This window comes from Methylocystis sp. NC52PC, assembly GCF_055698645.1.
Genome location: NZ_CP170127.1, coordinates 2,330,921 through 2,349,570, shown reverse-complemented (window position 1 = coordinate 2,349,570; position 18,650 = coordinate 2,330,921). Strand labels below are relative to the sequence as shown.

20 protein-coding genes are annotated in these 18,650 nt (G+C 66.9%); 6 read left to right on the top strand and 14 right to left on the bottom strand.

The window, feature by feature from the left end:
• Positions 1-95: 95 nt before the first annotated feature.
• A complete protein-coding gene (locus ACETII_RS13310) occupies positions 96-701 on the top strand; it encodes a phosphatase PAP2 family protein (protein WP_472785816.1) in 606 nt (201 codons plus the stop codon).
• A 51-nt stretch (positions 702-752) separates the two neighbouring features.
• Here the strand turns inward: ACETII_RS13310 and ACETII_RS13305 are convergent, their stop codons facing one another.
• Together ACETII_RS13305 and ACETII_RS13300 are read right to left on the bottom strand one after the other, a co-directional pair.
• Positions 753-1,337, bottom strand: coding sequence for a GNAT family N-acetyltransferase (locus ACETII_RS13305; RefSeq protein ID WP_472785815.1), 585 nt, complete (start codon positions 1,335-1,337; stop codon positions 753-755).
• A 129-nt stretch (positions 1,338-1,466) separates the two neighbouring features.
• Positions 1,467-2,612, bottom strand: coding sequence for a type III PLP-dependent enzyme (locus ACETII_RS13300; protein WP_363346537.1), 1,146 nt, complete (start codon positions 2,610-2,612; stop codon positions 1,467-1,469).
• Between the two features lie 703 nt (positions 2,613-3,315).
• Between ACETII_RS13300 and ACETII_RS13295 the strand changes: the two genes are divergently transcribed.
• Complete coding sequence (locus tag ACETII_RS13295; RefSeq protein WP_363346535.1) at positions 3,316-4,887, top strand: OpgD/OpgG family glucan biosynthesis protein; 1,572 nt, start codon at positions 3,316-3,318, stop codon at positions 4,885-4,887.
• On the opposite strand, the gene ACETII_RS13290 is transcribed toward ACETII_RS13295, so the two are convergent.
• The 5 genes from ACETII_RS13290 to ACETII_RS13270 form a co-directional block, all read right to left on the bottom strand.
• Positions 4,884-5,132 (bottom strand): hypothetical protein, encoded by a 249-nt coding sequence (locus tag ACETII_RS13290; RefSeq protein ID WP_363346533.1) that lies wholly within the window; start codon positions 5,130-5,132, stop codon positions 4,884-4,886. The two genes, ACETII_RS13295 and ACETII_RS13290, sit on opposite strands and share 4 nt — an antisense overlap.
• A 123-nt stretch (positions 5,133-5,255) precedes the next feature.
• Positions 5,256-6,098 (bottom strand): hypothetical protein, encoded by an 843-nt coding sequence (locus ACETII_RS13285; protein WP_472785814.1) that lies wholly within the window; start codon positions 6,096-6,098, stop codon positions 5,256-5,258.
• 68 nt (positions 6,099-6,166) lie between these two features.
• Positions 6,167-6,964, bottom strand: a complete 798-nt coding sequence (locus ACETII_RS13280; RefSeq protein WP_472785813.1) for a creatininase family protein — start codon at positions 6,962-6,964, stop codon at positions 6,167-6,169.
• Positions 6,965-6,994: 30 nt separating this feature from the next.
• Entirely contained in the window at positions 6,995-7,171 is a 177-nt protein-coding gene (locus tag ACETII_RS13275; protein WP_472785812.1) for a hypothetical protein, read from the bottom strand.
• On the bottom strand, positions 7,113-7,487 hold the full coding sequence (locus ACETII_RS13270) for a hypothetical protein (RefSeq protein ID WP_472785811.1): 375 nt from the start codon (positions 7,485-7,487) through the stop codon (positions 7,113-7,115). The genes ACETII_RS13275 and ACETII_RS13270 overlap by 59 nt, the downstream gene beginning before the upstream one ends.
• Positions 7,488-7,665: 178 nt before the next feature.
• Between ACETII_RS13270 and ACETII_RS13265 the strand changes: the two genes are divergently transcribed.
• A complete protein-coding gene (locus tag ACETII_RS13265) occupies positions 7,666-8,139 on the top strand; it encodes a DUF411 domain-containing protein (protein WP_472785810.1) in 474 nt (157 codons plus the stop codon).
• Here the strand turns inward: ACETII_RS13265 and ACETII_RS13260 are convergent.
• Positions 8,067-9,440, bottom strand: a complete 1,374-nt coding sequence (locus ACETII_RS13260; RefSeq protein WP_472785809.1) for a BaiN/RdsA family NAD(P)/FAD-dependent oxidoreductase — start codon at positions 9,438-9,440, stop codon at positions 8,067-8,069. The genes ACETII_RS13265 and ACETII_RS13260 overlap by 73 nt on opposite strands.
• 82 nt (positions 9,441-9,522) lie before the next feature.
• On the opposite strand from ACETII_RS13260, the gene ACETII_RS13255 reads away from it, so the two are divergent.
• Together ACETII_RS13255 and ACETII_RS13250 are read left to right on the top strand one after the other, a co-directional pair.
• Positions 9,523-10,545 carry an RluA family pseudouridine synthase gene (locus tag ACETII_RS13255; RefSeq protein ID WP_363346521.1) on the top strand — a complete coding sequence of 341 codons (1,023 nt, stop codon included), beginning with the start codon at positions 9,523-9,525 and terminating at the stop codon, positions 10,543-10,545.
• A 79-nt stretch (positions 10,546-10,624) separates the two neighbouring features.
• On the top strand, positions 10,625-10,885 hold the full coding sequence (locus ACETII_RS13250; RefSeq protein WP_363346519.1) for a hypothetical protein: 261 nt from the start codon (positions 10,625-10,627) through the stop codon (positions 10,883-10,885).
• 366 nt (positions 10,886-11,251) lie between these two features.
• On the opposite strand, the gene typA is transcribed toward ACETII_RS13250, so the two are convergent.
• The 5 genes from typA to ACETII_RS13225 all read right to left on the bottom strand — a co-directional run bounded on the left by typA (position 11,252) and on the right by ACETII_RS13225 (position 15,647).
• Complete coding sequence (gene typA, locus ACETII_RS13245; RefSeq protein WP_472785808.1) at positions 11,252-13,072, bottom strand: translational GTPase TypA; 1,821 nt, start codon at positions 13,070-13,072, stop codon at positions 11,252-11,254.
• 176 nt (positions 13,073-13,248) lie between these two features.
• A complete protein-coding gene (locus ACETII_RS13240; protein ID WP_363346515.1) occupies positions 13,249-13,857 on the bottom strand; it encodes a TPM domain-containing protein in 609 nt (202 codons plus the stop codon).
• Complete coding sequence (locus tag ACETII_RS13235; protein ID WP_472785807.1) at positions 13,857-14,678, bottom strand: TPM domain-containing protein; 822 nt, start codon at positions 14,676-14,678, stop codon at positions 13,857-13,859. The genes ACETII_RS13240 and ACETII_RS13235 overlap by 1 nt, the downstream gene beginning before the upstream one ends.
• 3 nt (positions 14,679-14,681) lie before the next feature.
• The gene (locus ACETII_RS13230; RefSeq protein WP_363346511.1) at positions 14,682-15,104 is read right to left on the bottom strand and encodes a Fur family transcriptional regulator; all 423 of its coding nucleotides are present in this window, start codon (positions 15,102-15,104) and stop codon (positions 14,682-14,684) included.
• 45 nt (positions 15,105-15,149) lie between these two features.
• Entirely contained in the window at positions 15,150-15,647 is a 498-nt protein-coding gene (locus tag ACETII_RS13225; protein WP_472785806.1) for a hypothetical protein, read from the bottom strand.
• Between the two features lie 140 nt (positions 15,648-15,787).
• Here ACETII_RS13225 and ACETII_RS13220 point away from each other — a divergent pair, with 140 nt between their 5' ends.
• Positions 15,788-17,026, top strand: coding sequence for an argininosuccinate synthase (locus tag ACETII_RS13220; RefSeq protein ID WP_472785805.1), 1,239 nt, complete (start codon positions 15,788-15,790; stop codon positions 17,024-17,026).
• A gap of 205 nt (positions 17,027-17,231) precedes the next feature.
• Here ACETII_RS13220 and purD read toward each other — a convergent pair whose 3' ends face one another.
• Positions 17,232-18,509, bottom strand: coding sequence for a phosphoribosylamine--glycine ligase (purD, locus tag ACETII_RS13215; RefSeq protein WP_472785804.1), 1,278 nt, complete (start codon positions 18,507-18,509; stop codon positions 17,232-17,234).
• Between the last annotated feature and the right edge of the window lie 141 nt (positions 18,510-18,650).

Below are 18,650 nucleotides of genomic sequence, written 5' to 3'. Positions count from 1 at the left end.
ACATCATCCGCCCGTTACATCGCGTCCATGTAACCGTCATTGAACCGCAGCCTCTCCGTCGCGAAAACGCAGCGCAGGGCGCCTAGCCTTGCGTCATGGCGTTTACGACGGATTGGTCGGCGAAGCTGACGCGCGACGCGTCATCCTTCCCGCAAACCGGCCTTCAGGGCCGATGGCTCCAACGGCTTCTCGACGCCGATCTCGCGGCGGTTCATCTCTTTTCCCGCTCGGCCCGGCCGCGTGCGATCCGCCCGGTCGCGATCGGCGTGAGCAAACTCGGCAATGGCTGGATCTACCCGATCCTGCTCGCCAGCGTCTTTTGCGGAATGGGCGTGCAGGGCTGGCGCGTGGTCGTCCTCGCCGGGATCAACGCCGCGTTGCTGCATAGTCTCTATCCGATCATCAAGCGCCGCTTTTGCCGCAAGCGTCCTTTCCATGTCGACGCGCGCCTGCCTTCGCTCTTGAAGACGCTCGACGAGCATTCCTTCCCGAGCGGACACGCCATGACAATCACCGGGGTGCTGGCGCCGATCGTCCTCGCCTGGCCGGCGATGACCGTGTCCGCCATTGTTCTGGTGCTGTCGATGGCCTGGTCGCGAGTCGCCACGGCCCATCATTATCCGAGCGACGTCGTCGCCGGCGTGGCGCTCGGCGCCGCGCTCGCCTTCCCGCTGTCGCGCTACGCGCTGGGGATTTTCTAGCGCCTTGTCACGGGGAAGGCGGATCGTCTCCCCCTCCCCCAGCGCGACGCGTCACGCCGCTCTCGGCAACGCAATCGGCGCAACCGCCGCCGCCGTGACGCGGCCCCTCGCGCCCGCGAGCGCGCCGGGCGCGAGCTCTAGTCCCAGAAAGCGCGCCCGCTCCACCGGCCCCGGCAGGGTCAGCTCCTCGGTAAACCGGCGCTCGAAGCCGAAGCGGCGATAATAGGGCGCATCGCCGACGAGCAGCACGGCGCGATGTCCGAGCGCCTCGGCGCGCGCGAGCGAGTCGCGAATCATCGCGGCGCCGAGCCCGAGCGAACGCGCATGCTCGGCGACCGCAACCGGCCCCAAGAGCAGCGCAGGGCGGCCGCCGGCAAGGATCGGCCACAGGCGAATGGTGGCGATGAGTTCGCCCTCGTCGTCCTTGGCGACGCGCGCGAGCCCCGGCGCCGGCGTGCGCCCGTCGCGCAGCCGCTCGCAGGTCTTGAGAAAGCGCGCCGGCCCGAAAGCCGAATCGAGCAGCGCGTCGCGCGCCGGAATGTCAGCGGCGGTCTCGTCAAGGATTTCAAAGGCGCGCCGCAGCGGCCGGACGGGCGCGGCGGCGACGGGGTGGGAGAAGGCAAGTTCAAAGGTCATCTGTTCCTCCTTCGAGAGGACAAGCGACCCTCGCGCCTGGCGCGTCGAACGCGCCCGCCGTACGGGACTGGTTACAGGGAGAGCGCTATTCATTCCCTCTCCCGCTTGCGGGAGAGGGGGGAGACCCGCTCAGATGATGAAGGTCTCGAGCGGCGGGAAGCCGTTGAAGCCGACCGCCGAATAGGTGGTCGTATAGGCCCCCGTCCCCTCGATCAGCACCTTCGCGCCGATCTCGAGCGACACCGGCAGGTGATAGGGCGCCTTCTCATAGAGAACGTCGACCGAATCGCAGCTCGGCCCGGCGATGACGCAGGGCGACGTCGGCGCGCCATCCGCCTTCGTGCGAATCGGATAGCGGATCATCTCGTCGATCGTCTCGGCGAGGCCGTTGAACTTGCCGATGTCGAGATAGACCCAGCGTAGTTCGCCTTCGGCTTCCGACTTCTTCGAGATCAGCACGACCTCCGCTTCGATGACGCCGGCGTTGCCGACCATGCCGCGGCCCGGCTCGATGATCGTCTCCGGAATGCGGTTGCCGAAATGCTTCGACAGCGCGCGGAAGATCGCGTTGCCGTATTGCTTCACCGCCGGCACGTTCTTCAGATATTTGGTCGGGAAGCCGCCGCCGAGATTGACCATCTGCAGCGTGATTCCGCGCTCCGCGAGGTCGCGGAAAATATCCGCCGCCGACTTCAGCGCGCCGTCCCACTTGCGCGGGTCGGTCTGCTGCGAGCCGACATGGAACGAGACGCCGTACGCCTGCAGGCCGAGGCGATGCGCATGCTCCAGCACCTGCGTCGCCATCTCGGGGACGCAACCGAACTTGCGCGACAGCGGCCATTCGGCGCCGGAGCCGTCGCAGAGAATGCGGCAGAACACCTTCGAGCCGGGCGCGGCGCGCGCGATCTTCTCGACCTCCTCGACGCAGTCGACCGCGAAGAGGCGGATGCCGAGCTCATAGGCGCGCGCGACGTCGCGCTCCTTCTTGATCGTGTTGCCGAAGGAGATGCGGTCGGGCGTCGCGCCGGCGGCGAGCGTCTGCTCGATCTCGACGACCGAGGCCGTGTCGAAGCAGGAGCCCAGAGAAGCGAGCAGCGACAGCACTTCAGGCGCCGGATTGGCCTTCACGGCGTAGAACACGCGCGTGTCGGGCAACGCCCGTGCGAAACCGAGATAGTTCTCGCGCACGACGTCGAGATCGACGACGAGGCAGGGGCCCGTGTCGCGGCCGGCGCGGCGACGTTCGGCGAGGAATTCGTGGATACGGTCGGTCATTGCGAGCATCCCCTTCGAAGGGCGCGCTGCGTGGCGCGCCAGGAACCAGTTGCTTCGGCGGATGCACGACGTCCTTCGCTCGCGCGTGGTGGAGACGCGACGAACGGCGATGCGCCAGCAATCCAGGATCGCGCCGCGCTTGCGCGCTAAACGATCCGGTGATGCGCCGTTGGCCTTTCGGGACGACGACGAACACGCGCGCAAGCGCATGTCGCTTCGATCCGATCAGCCATCGATTGGAAGGGGAATTTCCCTTTCCGCACGCCCGGCAAGAAAGACAAGCCTCTTCGGTAAGCCGACCTTTGGAGGGCCGACAGAGACCAAAAAAGCCCGGTCCGTCGTTGCTTTAAGTCGCGATCCTCCGCTGAGGGCGGAGTTCGCCGGTTCGCCTCCGGCTGCCGGTTTTTCTCGGGCGGTTGACCGGCCTCTTGTCCGGATCCCCGCCGACCGACACACGACCACAGGCACGTGCGATTTGGGCAGAACTGTAGATACGCGCTTTGCCAGCGAAGACAAGAAGTTTTTGACCGGCGTCCTGACTTTTTTGTCCTGCGTTGCAGCGAGGGCGCGGCTGGCTGTATGTGCCGTCGGAGCGTCCAGACCGTCGAGGCGCCTATGCTTGCGCAACCGGAGCGTTCTCGCTAGAGCAGCTTAAGGCGCCCGCATCAATCTGCGTGCAAATTAGGCATTCTGGTAGACGAGCATGAGCGACATCACCCGGCGACAGATGATTGGCGCCCTCGCCGCGACGGGCGCGACTCTCGTCTTGCCTGCCTACGGCCAAAGCGCGGCGGGGACGAGCCCGGCGCCGCGATTCGGTTTCGACGACGTGATCCTGCGCGCCCGCGCCCTTGCCGCGGCCCCCTTCGAGGATGCGACGCCGCGCCTGCCCGAAGGCTTTGATTCGCTCGATTTCGACTCCTGGCGAGATATCCGTTTCAAGCGCGATCACGCGCTGTTTTCGAACCTCTCGGGCGGCTTCCGGCTCGAGACGTTTCACCTGGGGTTTCTCTATCGCCGCTCCGTGACGGTGAACACGATCCGCGACGGCATCGCGGCGCCCATTCCCTATTCCACGGGGATGTTCGATTACGGGCGCCTCAAACCCGGCGCCAGCCTTGGCGTCAACACCGGCTTCGCCGGCTTTCGTCTGCATTACCCGGTCAACGACCCGCACGTGCATGACGAGGCGATCTCTTTTCTCGGGGCGAGCTATTTCCGCTTTCTGGGCCGGGACCAGCAATATGGGCTCTCGGCGCGCGCGCTCTGCGTCGAGTCGGGAACGGATCGAGAGTCCTTCCCCTTCTTTCGCGAATTCTGGATCGAGGCGCCGACGCAGGGCGGCAACCGCGCGACCATCTATGCGCTGCTCGACGGCGAAGCCGCCACGGGCGCCTATCGCTTCGACCTCACGGTCGGTCAGGAAAGCACGCTCGACGTGCAGGCGACGCTGTTTCCGCGCCGCGCCGGCGTGAAGTTCGGTCTGGCGCCGCTGACTTCCATGTATCTCACCGGCGAGAACGACCGCAGGGTGCGTGACGGATTCCGCGACGAAATCCACGATTCGGACGGCCTTCTCATCCACAATGGCTCCGAGGAGTGGCTGTGGCGCCCGCTGGGCAATCCGGCGCGCGAGCGCATGTCGCTCTTTCTCGATCGCAATCCGCGCGGCTTCGGCCTGTTGCAGCGCGACCGGACGTTCGAATCCTATCAGGATCTCGATCTCGCCTATCAGAACCGGCCAAGCTATTTCGTGGAGCCCGTCGGCGAGTGGGGCGCGGGAAGCGTCGAACTCATCGAACTGCCGACGCCGGACGAAACCAACGACAATATCGTCGCGAGCTGGACGCCGGCCGCGCCGCCTGAGCCCGGCAAGCCCTTCGCGTACGCCTATCGCATCACCGCGGGGCTCGACATGCCGCGCCTCGCGCCCAACGGCCGGGCCTTGCACACATTCGAAGCGCAGGCGCGCGCCCTTGGATCGTCCGAGCCTTACGATCCCGGCGCGAGACGTTTTCTCGTCGATTTCGCGGGGGGCGATCTCGCCTATTACGTCAACGATCCGTCTCAGGTCGAAGCGGTGGCGACATGCTCGAAAGGGCGCGTGCTGCGCGCCAGCGTCATCGCCAATCCGCATATCGAAGGGCTGCGCGCACAATTCGACGTGAGGGTGAAACCCGGCGACACCGCGGACCTACGCCTCTTCCTGCGCGCCAACGGCCGCACGCTCACCGAGACATGGACTCTCCCTTGGTCGCCGCCCTCCGCGACCTAACGGTCCTTGGAGTTCTCCCAGTCGCGCAGCCGGTTGGCGAGGAGAAAGCCGTCGGCCTCGCCGGATTCCTGCAAGAATTCCTCGGCGGCGGCGGTCAGCCTGTCGACCGTCTGGGCGTTATACTTTTTGCTCTCGGGATTGAGCTCGGCATTGGTGACGATCACCAAAATGCGCTTGGCTTCGCCGCTTTCGAGCTGGGCCTTCCAAACCTTCGCGCCGCGCGCTAGCGGATGGATGAAGTCCATGGAAACCGTTCCCTCTCACGATTGCCTGTGCGACGCATTCGCCGACAAAGCTTTGTCATAGTCAACGTCGCGGGGCTTATCAGGAAAGTCGCCAACGCGGGCTTGGCCGCGTCTACGACTGCGTCAACGCCGCTCCGATCCCAATGTGTAAAGCGCGAGAGCGGTGAGAAGCGTTGCGGCCGCCGCCCAGGAGACATATTGCGCCAGGAGGAGCGCGGCCGTGGCGGCGAGGGCCGGGAAAAGCAACGCGCGCCCGGCGGCGGCGGGGAACAAGGCCGCCCGCGCCGCCGTCTCGAAACCGGAAGCCCCCATCTGCTGCGCAACGCAGGCCATGACGAGCCCCGTCGCGGGATCAATCAAGAGACGCCGCGTTTCGACCGGCGGCGTCACGCGCGGGAAGACTTGGCCCGCGCGCGACGGATCGCGGTCGAAGACGGCCGCCTCCCATTGTCGAGGGCCGGTTCGGGTCAGGTACAGATCGAAGAGCTTCAGCCTGCCTTCGTCATCGGCGGCCGCGAGCCTGCCCCTGAAGGTGAAGCGGGCGTCCTTCACATTGCGGGACGGCAGGCGACCTTCGGGCGTTTCCTTGCTCTTCTCGATCAGCCGCGTCACATCCAAGCGCCGCGCTTCGGCCTGACGCCGTAGCAGCGTCTCGACCTCGCGGCGGAGAAGGGCGTCTGGCAACAGGCCGTCGACGAGCGGCTCGATTTGCGCGCGCGCCGCCTGCGTCCTGTAGAAATGATTGACCAGCGAGGACGGGAGGCGAGGATCGTCCGAACCCGCGCCCTCAGGGATCGGCAGGACAAGGCTGTCGTAGAGATGCGGCGCGGCCTCAATCGGGGTTTCGGGCGGCGGGAAGGCTGGCGGCGGCGAGCGACCATGATCCGGACCAGCGCCGCCGACCGCGCGCATGAAGGCGGCGTCGGTGGCGGCCTGGCCCAGCGGCGCGATCCTCTCGACGCTCATGACGACAGTCTCCTCGCGGAAAGAGACTATCCGGCCGCTCTTACGCCAACCTTGCCCTGCAAGAAATCCTAATCTGTCTTGAGGCGCGCCAGATCGAAAGCCTCGACGTCGCGCAGCAGTTCGATGAAGGCGGTGGCCCAGTAATCGGCGATGGCCTCGCCCTTTTCGGCCGTCGCCCTGGAGGCGTCGCCCATGGCGCCGGCGGGCGAGAGATCCTGCGTCATCCAGCCGAAGCCGGCCGGGCGGTCAGCGCGCAGCCAGGCGAAGTCGCGCTCGAAGTCGAGCGTCGCCGGCGGGAAGTTCTTGGCGCGAGCCATATCGACGAGGCCGGGCCGAAAGGCGAGCATCAGCGATGTTTCGATCTCGCCGCCGTGAATGCCGTGGCGTTGCTCGGCGGCTGAAAAAAGCCCGTCCGGATAGCCGAAGCGCGCCCAGGAGCAGGTCACCGCGAGCATGCCGAAACGCGCCCGCAGATCGAGCGCGACGGTGGCGAGGAGCGCCGAATTGCCTCCGTGCGAATTCATCAGCACGAGCTTTTTCACCCCCGCGCGCGCCACGCCCTCGACGATGTCGGCGAGCATGCGCGCCGCCGTGTCGAAGGTCAGCGAAAGCGTCCCGGGAAAGTCGCGATGTTCGAGCGAGACGCCGACGCTCTGCATTGGCAGAAAGACAGCGTCGAGATCCGGCGGGAGACGCAGCGCGACGCGCTCGATGGCGCCCTCCATGATCATGGCGTCGACGCCAAGCGGCAGATGCGGCCCGTGCTGCTCGACGGCGGCGATGGGCAATACGGCGATCACGCCCGACATGTCGTGGGCGCGGATGTCGCGGATCGAGAGCTCCGACCAGAAGCGCGAAGGCAGCATGCGCGATTAAAGCCCGATCGGCTCCGGACGTCAAAACGCCGACGTCATGTCGCCGCCGCGCCGCGCGCCGGGCGCGCCGCGCATGCGCTCATGCAGCGCCGATGCGAGCAGCGGGCCGAAGCGGCGCTTCTGGGCCTCGTCGAGGACGTCATAAAGCGGCTTGGCGGCGGCGGCGATCTTGTCGAGTTCGCCGCTGCGCGCCGCCATATAGTGCGCGCGTCGTTGCAGGGCGCCGATCGGGGCTGAAGGCCGCGGCCCCGCTGTTGCGCGTCTCCTCGATGCGCGCCACGCGGGCCTTGGCGGCGTCGCGAAGCGCCGTCTCCAGCGCCGGCCAGTTTGTCTCCTGCTCCGCCTTGAGCTGGAGCCCCGCCTTCAGCGCGACGATTCTCGCGTCGGCGAAGGCGGCGATGTCCTGCGCCGAAAAGCGATGCGGACGCGTGAAGGGCTCCGCTTCCGTCGCTTGCGCGAGCGGAACCGCGCCGAGCGTCGCGCAAACGAGGCCGCCGAGAAAAAATATGCGCATGCTCTATAAATCCTCTGTCAAAATCATCTCGACCAAGGGCAAAGCTAAGTCCGCCATCGGGCGAAGCGCAAGCGACGAGGCGCAGGCGCCTCCCTCTTGCCGCGCGACGGCGCCATGCAAACATGCTCTTTGTCCCGCTATGGTTTGCGCCGACAACTGAAAAGAAATGGACCCTCTCATGTCGCAGTCGTTCTCCCGCCGCGAGGCAAGCTTGCTTCTCAGCGCCGCAGCGGCGGCGCTCTTTTCGGGCGCGGCCTTTGCGGAGGACGCGAAGAAAATGGTCGTGCACAAAAGCGCAACCTGCGGCTGCTGCGGCGGCTGGTCGAAGCGCATGCGCGCGGCGGGCTTCGTCGTCGAAGAAATCATCGAGCCCGACATGAAGGCCGTGAAGGCGCGGCTCGGCGTGCCCGAGAAAATGGCTTCCTGCCACACGGCCGAGATCGACGGCTATGTGATCGAGGGCCACGTGCCGGCGCAGGCCATCGCGCAAGTGCTGAAAGAGCGCCCCAAGGCGATCGGGATCGCCGCGCCGGGCATGCCGATGGGATCGCCGGGCATGGAGATGGGCGAGCCGGAGGTTTACACGCTGTATTTGTTCGACGCTTCCGGCGCGCGCGAATTCGGCAAATGGCTCGGCGACAAGCCGGCCTGATCGCCTGCGTCCTTGATGAGGCCCAGATATCGCGCGGCCCCCGCGCCGGCGGCGCGGCCCGTGGCGAAAGCCGCCTGCAGCAGATAGCCGCCCGTCGGCGCGTCGAAGTCGAGCATTTCGCCCGCGACGAACACGCCCGGCAGTCTGGCCAGCATCAGATCGGCGTCCACTTCCTCGAAGGAGACGCCGCCGGCCGTCGAAATGGCCCGCTCCAGGCCCGCCACTCCCACGACCTTCAGCGGCGCGTTTTTGATGAGCGCCGCGAGCGCCTCCGTGTCGCGCGGCAGGCCGGCGGCGCCGGCCGCCTCGCGCAACAGGCCGATTTCCGCCTTGGAGAAGCCGGCGCGGCGCAGGAAGGTGGCGTGCGACTGCTTCGCCGGCCGGCGCGAGAGCTTGCGGACGAGGCAGGCGGGGCTCGTGTCGGGCCGCAGATCGACGCCGAGCGTGGTTTCGCCGCCTTGGGCGGCGGCGTCCCGCAGCCGCGACGAGAGCGCATAGACCGGCCCGCCTTCGAGCCCCGTGCGCGTGATCACAATGTCGCCGCGCGCCACGGCGTCGCCATGGCGCAGCAACACGGTCTTGATCGGCTGGCCCTCGAAATCGCCGCGAAAGATCGGGCTCCAGTCGATGAGCGCGCCGCTGTTGGCGGCGGCGAGCGGCGTCACCGCGACGCCGGCCGCGCTCAGGAAGCTGGTCCAGCCGCCCTCCGAGCCGAGCCGCGGCCAGGAGGCGCCGCCGAGCGCGAGCACCACCGCGTCGGCGCGGCCGACGATCTCCGCGCCGTCCGGCCCCTTGAGCCGAATAGCGTCGCCGCTTGGATCAAAGCCGAGGAAGGCGTGGCGGGTGGCGATCGTTACGCCCAATTCGGCGAGACGCGCGAGCCAGGCGCGCAGCAGCGGCGAGGCTTTGAAGCTCGCCGGAAAAACCCGCCCGCTCGAGCCCACGAAGGTCGCCTCGCCGAGCTCGGCGCAGAAATCTCTCAGTGCCTGGGGCGGAAAGGCGCGAATCAAGGGGCCGAGCCGCGTCGCCGCCGCCCCATAGCGGGAAATGAAGCGTTCGAGATTCTCGCTGTGGGTGATATTGAGGCCGCCGCGGCCGGCCATGAGGAATTTGCGCGCAGGGCTGGCCTTGTGCTCATAGATGGTCACGCGCGCGCCGGCGCGGGCGAGCGCTTCGGCCGCGAAAAGCCCGGCGGGCCCCGCGCCGATTACGGCGCAGAACGGAGCGACGGCGTCGTTAATGTGAGCGGCCTCCACTCGAGCGGCGGCGACAAAGGCGAAAGGCGGATGGCGTCGTCCCATCTCTTGTCCACGCTTCTGGTCGGCGTTTTCTTCGGCGGAACAGTTAGCACGAGCGCGCCCATGGGCAAAAGAAGACTTTGAAATGAGCATGAAGGATATGCAGCAAAAGGACGCAGCCGGCGCGCGCTTCGCCTTCACCGTGGCGGAGGGCGAGGCCGGCGCGCGGCTCGACCGCTACCTGGCCGAGCGCCCCGAGCTCGTCTCCGCGCATCTCTCGCGCAGCCGGATCAAGTCGCTGATCGAGGGGGGCCGCGTCGCCCTTCGCGGCGCCGCAATGCGCGACCCGGCGAAGAAACTCACGCCCCTCGACGAGATCGTGCTCGACGTGCCGCCCCCGGAGCCCGCCGAGCCGCAGGCCGAGGCGATCGCGCTGAACATCGTTTACGAGGACGCTCATCTCATCGTCATCGACAAGCCGGCGGGTCTCGTGGTGCATCCCGCAAGCGGCCACGAGAGCGGCACGCTGGTCAACGCCCTGATCGCTCATTGCGGCGAGAGCCTCTCCGGCGTCGGCGGCGTGAAGAAGCCCGGCATTGTGCACCGCATCGACAAGGACACGACCGGCCTGCTGGTGATCGCCAAGACCGACGCGGCGCATCACGGCCTCTCGGCGCTCTTCGCCGATCACGGCCGCACGCTGTCGCTGACCCGCGAATATCTCGCCTTCGTCTGGGGCGTCCCGGACCGCGCGCATGGGACGATCGAGACCCACCTCGGCCGTCATTCCATTCAGCGCGAGAAAATGGCGGTCGTCTCCCAATCGCGCGGCCGCGAGGCCATCACCCATTGGGAGAAGGTCGCCGATTACGGCGTCGCTTCGCTCATCCGCTGCCAGTTGGAGACGGGCCGCACGCATCAGATTCGCGTGCATCTCGCCCATATCGGCCATCCGCTGATCGGCGACGCGACCTATGGCGCGGGCTTCAAGACCAAGATCGCCAAGCTGCCCGAGGGGGCGCGCGAGGCGGTCGAGGCGCTCGGCCGGCAGGCGCTGCACGCCGAAACGCTCGGCTTCGAGCATCCGATCACGCGCGAGGAGATGATGTTTGAAAGCGAACTGCCGGACGATCTCGCGGCGCTGAGGGCGGCGCTGGAGGAGGTTTAGCGCGCCTCCCCCCGCGCTTGGGTGGAACCCGCCAGCGCGTGCGGGGTTCTGCAAAGCGGCATTTTGCGGGGAGGGACAGATGACAACCACCGGCCGGAACCCTCGGCGGCTCGTTACGGCGGTCGCGCTCGCGCTTCTGTTCACGATCCCGGCCGCGGCGCCCTCCTTCGCGCAGCGCCGACCGCTCGCGCCGCCGCCGCCAGCCTGGGCGCAAAAGCCCATCGTGCCCTACGCCGGCGACTGCGGCGACAATCCGCCGCCGGGCTACCGCTACGATCTGCAAGGGTGGCGGACGGGGTTCAACCGGGACTTCTACTGCTACATGCTCGACGAGGGCTGAGCGCAAACGCCCCGAAGCCCGAACCTCGTCCTTCGAGACGCTGGCTACTCAGGATGAGTTGCTTGTCAACTGCCCCCACCCGACCCCGCTTCGCGGGGCCACCCTCCCCGCAAGGGGGAGGGATTTCGTGCACGTAGATTATTCGCGCCTCTGACACGCTGCGGTTTGAAAGCAACCTCGATGCAGGCTCATCCCTCCCCTTCACGGGGAGGGTGGCGCGCGGAACGCGCGACGGGTGGGGTTCGCCGAGCGAGAGCCCGCGCGTGTCTCTGAAGCCTTGAATTCAACAGGCGTGGCCCCACCCGACCCCGCTTCGCGGGGCCACCCTCCCCGCAAGGGGGAGGGATTCGCACACCCCGCCCCTCTTTAAGCCACCAGCGCGGCCTTGCCCCTGGCCTTCTTGCGGTCGTTCGGATCGAGGATCGCCTTGCGCAGGCGGATCGACTTCGGCGTCACTTCGACCAGCTCGTCGTCCTCGATATAGGCGAGCGCCTTCTCCAGCGTCATCTTGATCGGCGGCGTGAGGCGCACGGCCTCGTCCTTGCCGGCGGCGCGGATGTTGGTGAGCTGCTTGCCCTTGAGCACGTTGATTTCGAGATCGTTGTCGCGCGTGTGCTCGCCGACGATCATGCCGCGATAGACCTTCCAGCCCGGCTCGATCATCATCGGGCCGCGGTCTTCGAGCTTCCACATGGCGTAAGCCACCGCCTCGCCCTGATCGTTCGAGATCAGCACGCCGTTGCGCCGTCCCTGAATCTCGCCCTTGAACGGGGCGTAGTCGTGGAACAGGCGGTTCATGATCGCGGTGCCGCGCGTGTCGGTGAGCAATTCGCCTTGATAGCCGATGAGGCCGCGCGTCGGCGCATGGAAAACGAGACGCAGGCGATTGCCGCCCGAGGGGCGCATTTCGATCATCTCGGCCTTGCGTTCGGACATTTTCTGCACGACGACGCCGGAATGCTCCTCGTCGACGTCGATCACGACCTCTTCGATCGGCTCCAGAATTTCGCCGTCGTCATCCTTGCGGAAGACGACCTTCGGGCGCGACACGCCAAGCTCGAAGCCCTCGCGACGCATCGTCTCGATGAGGATCGCAAGCTGCAATTCGCCGCGCCCCGAGACGATGAAGGCGTCGCCCATCGGCGCGTCCTCGACGCGCAGCGCGACATTGCCCTCCGCCTCCTTGAACAGGCGCGCGCGGATCATGCGGCTCGTCACCTTGTCGCCCTCGGTGCCCGCGAGCGGGCTGTCGTTGACGAGGAAGGTCATGGAGAGCGTCGGCGGATCGATGGGCTGCGCCTGCAGCGGCTCGTTCACCTCGAGCGCGCAGAGCGTGTCGGCGACATTGAACTGCTCGAGCCCCGCGATCGCGATGATGTCGCCGGCTTCCGCCTCCTCGATCGGCTGGCGTTCGATGCCGCGGAAGGCGAGGATCTTCGAAACGCGGCCCTGCTCGACGATCTTGCCGGCACGATCGAGCACCTTCACCGGCTGGTTCGGCTTCACGCTTCCGGCGAAGACGCGGCCGGTGATGATGCGCCCGAGATAGGGATTGGCTTCGAGCAGCGTGCCGAGCATGCGGAAGCCGCCCTCCTCGACCTTGGGCTGCGGCACATGCTTCACGACGAGATCGAACAGCGGCGCCATATCGTCCTTGGGGCCGTCCGGCTCCTCGGCCATCCAGCCCTGCTTGGCGGAGCCGTAGATGATCGGGAAGTCGAGCTGCTCGTCCGTGGCGTCGAGCGCGGCGAAGAGGTCGAACACCTCGTTGACGACTTCCTGCACGCGCGCGTCGGGCTTATCGACCTTGTTGACGCAGACGATCGGCTTCAGGCCGATCTTGAGCGCCTTGCCGACGACGAATTTGGTCTGCGGCATCGGGCCTTCGGCGGCGTCGACGAGCACGATGGCGCCGTCGACCATGGAGAGGATGCGTTCGACCTCGCCGCCGAAATCGGCGTGGCCGGGCGTGTCGACGATATTGATGCGGACATCCTTCCAGACGACCGAGGTCGCCTTGGCGAGGATGGTGATGCCGCGCTCTTTTTCGAGGTCGTTGGAATCCATCACGCGCTCGGCGACGCGCTGGTTCTCGCGGAAGGCGCCCGACTGACGCAGGAGGCAGTCGACGAGCGTGGTCTTGCCATGGTCGACGTGGGCGATGATGGCGATATTGCGCAGCTGCATGGAACCGGCCGTTTTAAAACAGCCGCGACCCGTTCCGACGGCCCGCTTGGCCCGGACGCTCTGAGGCGGCTTTTTTGTTGCGATGCGGCGCGTTTTACAGGAGCGCGGTCGGAAAGGGAATAGAAAAGGCGGTTGGGCGCAAGCTGAGGCTCAGCGATCGGGACGCGCGCGCCGGTTTAGCTCACATAAATCCGGTCCGGCAGCTCGTCCCCATCCGGCCCCGGCGGAGCGACCGGGGCCAGCAGGCGGGCGCATTCGTCGATCGCCGCGACAAAGCCGTCGGCGCAGCGCTCCTCCCCCAGGCAGGCGAGCAGAGGCTCGAGCGCTATCTTCCACTGATCGTTGCTGATTTTGCCGTTGAGCCCCTCGTCGGCGATGATCCGCGCGTAACGTTCGGCGAAGGAGACGAAGATCAGGACGCCGGTGCGGCCCCGGGTTCCGCCGACGCCGCGCGTGAAAAACTGCTCGATCGCCGCCCTTTCGGCGCGCCGGCGCTTGACCAGGCGGGGCGTCAGCAGCAGCCGTATCGGCGGCCAGAAAATGATGAGCGCGGAAACGACGAAGACGGCGAGTTGCGCGGCATAGATCGCGCGGGCGGAGAGATCGGTGAGAACGGCCAGCGGCCAGGGCGTCACCAGCGCGAAGAACGCGGCCCAGAGCGGCGGCACATAGGCATAGTCGGAGGAGCGGCGCGCCAGGGCGCAGACGATTTCGCCCGAGGTCCGCCGCTCGGCGCGGCCGATGGCGTCGACGATGCGATCGAGGTCCGCTTTCGTCAGCCGCATCACCAGTCCCCCGAGGCGCCGCCGCCGCCGGACGAACCGCCGCCGCCGGAGAAATCGTCGAACCCGCCGCCGCCCCCGCCCCAGGACGAGCCGCCCCCAAACGAGCCCCCGTCGCTCCAGCCGCCGCCGCTCGGCGGCAGGATGATGATTGGCGGACCGCCACGGCGATAGCGGCGATATTGGCCCGGGCGGCCGGCGCTGCGCGCCATCATGACGAAGATGAAAATGAACAGCGCAAAGATCAGCAAGGGCAAAAGCTCGTCGAAGGCGGTCGGCTGCGGCCGAACTTTTTTCACCCACTCCGCCGAGTCGCCGCTCAGGACCTCGATGATTCCGTCGACGCCCCGTTCGATCCCCGCTCCGAAATCCCCGGTTTTGAATTTGGGCGTGACGGCGGTCGCCAGAATGACCTTGGACAGTGCGTCCGTCAGCGTCCCTTCGAGCCCATAGCCGACCTCGATGCGCATTTTGCGCTCGCTCGGCGCAACGAGGAAAAGAACGCCGTTGTTCTTCTTCGCCTCGCCGAGTTTCCAGGCGCGAAAGAGGCCGTTCGCGTAGGTTTCGACGTCATAGCCGTCGAGCGATCTGATCGTCGCGACGACGAGCTGAATGCCCGATTTGTCTTCGAGCTCCTTCAGCTTCTTTTGCAGGGTCACGCGGTCGGCGTCGGGAATGACGTTCGCCTGATCGACGACGCGGCCGGTGAGCTCGGGATAGTTCGGCGCGGCGAAAGCCAGCGTCGCGACGAGCAGCAGGAGGCAGGCGACTAACGCGCGAAGGATATGAAAGCGGGCCGGCTGGGGTTCGAGCGCGGATTCCATCAGTCACCCGGCGCAGCGGGCGCAGCGGCCGGCGATCTCGACGACGCGGGTGCGCGCCTTGAACCCCGCCTCCGCGGTCAGCGTCGCAAGCTCGCGCGCGAGATCCGGGGAGGTCGCTTCCTTCACCTCGCCGCATCCTTCGCAGATCATGAAGACGACCGGCTCCTCCGCGCCATGCGCATGGCCGCAGACGACGAACGCGTTCTTCGACTCGAGCCGATGCGCGAGCCCGTGGTCGAGGAGAAAGGCCAGCGCGCGATAGACCGAGACGGGCGCGGGCCGCTTGCCGTCGGCGTCGGCCATCAGGTCGATCATCTCATAGGCGCCGACCGGGCGGTTGGCCTCGATGAGAATGTCCAGCGCGCGCTGGCGCGCTGGCGTGAGGCCGGGGATTTTCCCGGCGTCATGCGGCGGATGGCTGCTCATGCGCACATTCTAGCGGCCGGACGGCGGAAAGACGAGGCCGTGCGGTTAGGGTTTGGCGCAGGCGGCGTTGAACTTCGCAAACTTCTCCGCCGCGCCTTTCAGGGTCTCCGTATCCGTCGACGCGCCGACCGTGATGGCGAGCGTCGCGGCGCCGCCCGCGAGGGCCGCGAACAGGGGCTCCTTGGCCGGCAAGCTGCCCTCGAAGCTCGGGACGCCCGCGTCCTCATTGACGAGAAGCTTGCCGGGAAAGGTCGCCTTCGCCTCTCCGGCGGCAAGAGTCGCCGTGGCCTTTCGGCCGGGCCTCAGCTTCTTGTTCGTCTCGGAAATGAAGACGTCCACCGCGCCGCTCTTCGGCTTGCAACTGAAGACGATGGTTATGTAATCGGATTCCGGCACGCTATAGTCCAGGGAGACGGTTTCGGACTTTTTCTTGTCGAGCCCGGAAAGCGTCCAGATCCGCTCCTCTTTCTCTTTGGCCGCGGCCGGGGCCGCAACGCCCGCCGCGAGGGCGAAAATCAGCAAAATCCAAGGGCGGACGCGCATTTCAAATTCCCTTTCTGAAATGACTTGCCGAAGTAAAGGCCAAGCCTCGATCCGCGTCAATCCAGCGCTGTCCGGGCGCGCTTGCTTGCCGCGTCCGCCCGTTTATAACGTCGCCAACCCAGCGTAGAGCCCGAGCCCCCATGACCCGCCAGAAGAAAGACATCAAGAAAGTCGTCCTCGCCTATTCCGGCGGCCTCGACACCTCCATCATCCTCAAATGGCTGCAGACCACCTATGGCGCGGAGGTCATCACCTTCACGGCCGACCTCGGCCAGGGCGAGGAGCTCGGCCCGGCGCGCGACAAGGCGCTGCTGCTCGGCGTCAAGCCCGAAAACATCTTCATCGAGGATCTGCGTGAGGAATTCGTCCGCGACTACGTCTTCCCGATGTTTCGCGCCAACGCCCAATATGAGGGGTTCTATCTCCTCGGCACCTCCATCGCGCGGCCGTTGATCGCCAAGAAGCAGATCGAAATCGCCCGCAAGATGGGCGCGGACGCCGTCTGCCATGGCGCCACCGGCAAGGGCAACGACCAGGTTCGCTTCGAACTCGGCTATTACGCGCTCGAGCCCGACATTACGGTGATCGCGCCCTGGCGCGAATGGGACCTCGCCTCGCGCACGGACCTCATCGCCTTCGCCGAGGCGCATCAGATCCCGATCGCCAAGGACAAGCGCGGCGAGGCGCCCTTCTCGACCGACGCCAATCTTCTGCACACGTCTTCCGAGGGAAAGGTGCTCGAAGACCCAGCGCAGGAGACGCCGGATTACGTCTATTCGCGCACCGGCAATCCCGAGGACGCGCCGGACGCGCCGCAATATGTGGCGATCGACTTCGAGAAGGGCGACCCCGTCGCCGTCGACGGCGCAGCGCTCACGCCCGCGGCGCTGCTGGCCAAGCTCAATGATCTCGGCCGCCTGCACGGAATCGGCCGTCTCGATCTCGTCGAGAACCGCTTCGTCGGCATGAAGTCGCGCGGCATGTACGAGACGCCCGGCGGCGCGATCCTGCTCGTCGCCCATCGCGGGATCGAGAGCCTCACGCTCGACCGCGGCGCGGCGCATCTGAAAGACGAGCTGATGCCGCGCTACGCCGAGCTGATCTACAACGGCTTCTGGTTCGCGCCGGAACGCGAGATGCTTCAGGCGGCGATCGACCATTCCCAGCAGCACGTGACCGGCAGCGTGCGGCTCAAGCTCTATAAGGGCTCCGCGACGCTCGTCGGCCGCGAGAGCCCGTGGTCCCTCTATGACCAGGACCTCGTCACCTTCGAGGAGGGCGGCACTTACGACCAGCGGGACGCGGAAGGCTTCATCAAGCTCAACGCGCTGCGGCTGCGCACGCTCGCCAAGCGCGCGGCGCGCGGGGCGAAGAAGTAAGTACGCCTGATCACCCGGCGCCGTCGCTCCTCATGCTTCGAGACGCCGCCTTCGGCGGCTCCTCAGCATGAGGGGCTTTTAACGAAGACTTAGGCCTCATCCTGAGGAGCGCGCTGAAAGCGCGCGTCTCGAGGCCTCATCCTGAGGAGCGCGCTGAAAGCGCGCGTCTCGAAGGACGAGGCCGCCTCGGGCGTGATTGACCCGCTCACCCCCGCTCCCGCTCAACTTCCCGCCACCCGATATCGCGTCGGCAAAAGCCCCCGGGCCAGTCGATCTTATCGACCGCCGCATAGGCTTTCGCCTGCGCTTCCGCGACGCTCGCGCCGAGCGCGGTCACATTCAGCACGCGCCCGCCCGCCGCGAGCAGCCGCTCGCCCGCTCGACGCGTGCCGGCGTGGGTGACGATGACGTCCGGCATGGCTTCGGCCGCGGCGACGCCCTTGATTTCCGATCCGGTGAGCGGCGTGCCCGGATAGCCCCTGGCGGCGAGCACCACCGTCAGCGCAGCCTTGTCGGAAAAACGCGGCCGCGTCCCGTCGAGCGCGCCGCGCGCGGCGGCGAGCATGATCGCCAGCAGGTCGTCCTCGAGGCGCGGCAGGATCGCCTGCGCCTCGGGGTCCCCGAAGCGGTTATTGTATTCGATGAGCTTCGGCCCATCCTTGGTCAGCATCAGCCCGGCGTAAAGCACGCCCTTGAAGGGCGCGCCCTTCTCCCGCATGGCGCGCATCGTCGGCTCGATAATGTCGGCCATGACCCGCCGCTCGATCTCCGGCGTCACCACGGAAGCGGGCGAATAGGCGCCCATGCCGCCGGTGTTCGGCCCCGTATCGCCGTCGCCGACGCGCTTGTGATCCTGCGCCGTGGCGAAGGGCACGGCGCGCTCCCCGTCGCAGATCGCGAAGAAGGACGCCTCCTCGCCTTCCAGAAACTCCTCGACCACCACTTCCGCGCCCGATTGGCCGAAGAGGCCGGCGAACATGGCCTCGACCGCGCGCTCGGCCTCGTCCAGCGTCGTCGCGACGACGACGCCCTTGCCGGCGGCGAGCCCGTCCGCCTTCACGACGATCGGCGCGCCTTTCTCCCTAACATATGCGAGCGCCCGGTCCTTTTCGGAGAAGCGCCCATAGGCGGCGGTGGGGATGGCGTATTCCCGGCAGAGATCCTTGGTGAAGCCCTTCGACCCTTCTAGCCGCGCCGCCGCCTGCGTCGGCCCGAAGGCCAGAATCCCGGCGCGGTCCAGCGCGTCGACGAGGCCGCCGATCAGCGGTTGTTCAGGGCCGACGACGACCAACGCGACGCCCATGTCCTTGCAAAAGCGCAGCACGGCGGCGTGATCGCCCGCATCGAGATCGACGTTCTCGGCCGCCTGCTCTGTCCCCGGATTGCCCGGCGCTACGTAAAGACGCGTCAGAAGCGGGCTTTTGGCCAGCGCATGGGCGATGGCGTGCTCGCGCCCGCCCGATCCGATGAGAAGCACGTTCATTTATAAGGCCCGCTCGATCCGCGCCTGACCTATCGGCGCGACCGGGGAATTAGCGCGCTTTGGGCCAAAAAGGAAACCGCTTCCCTCTCGCGTCGCAAATGCTCTAAACACGGCCCCAAGATTTCCCGAACCGAGACGGAG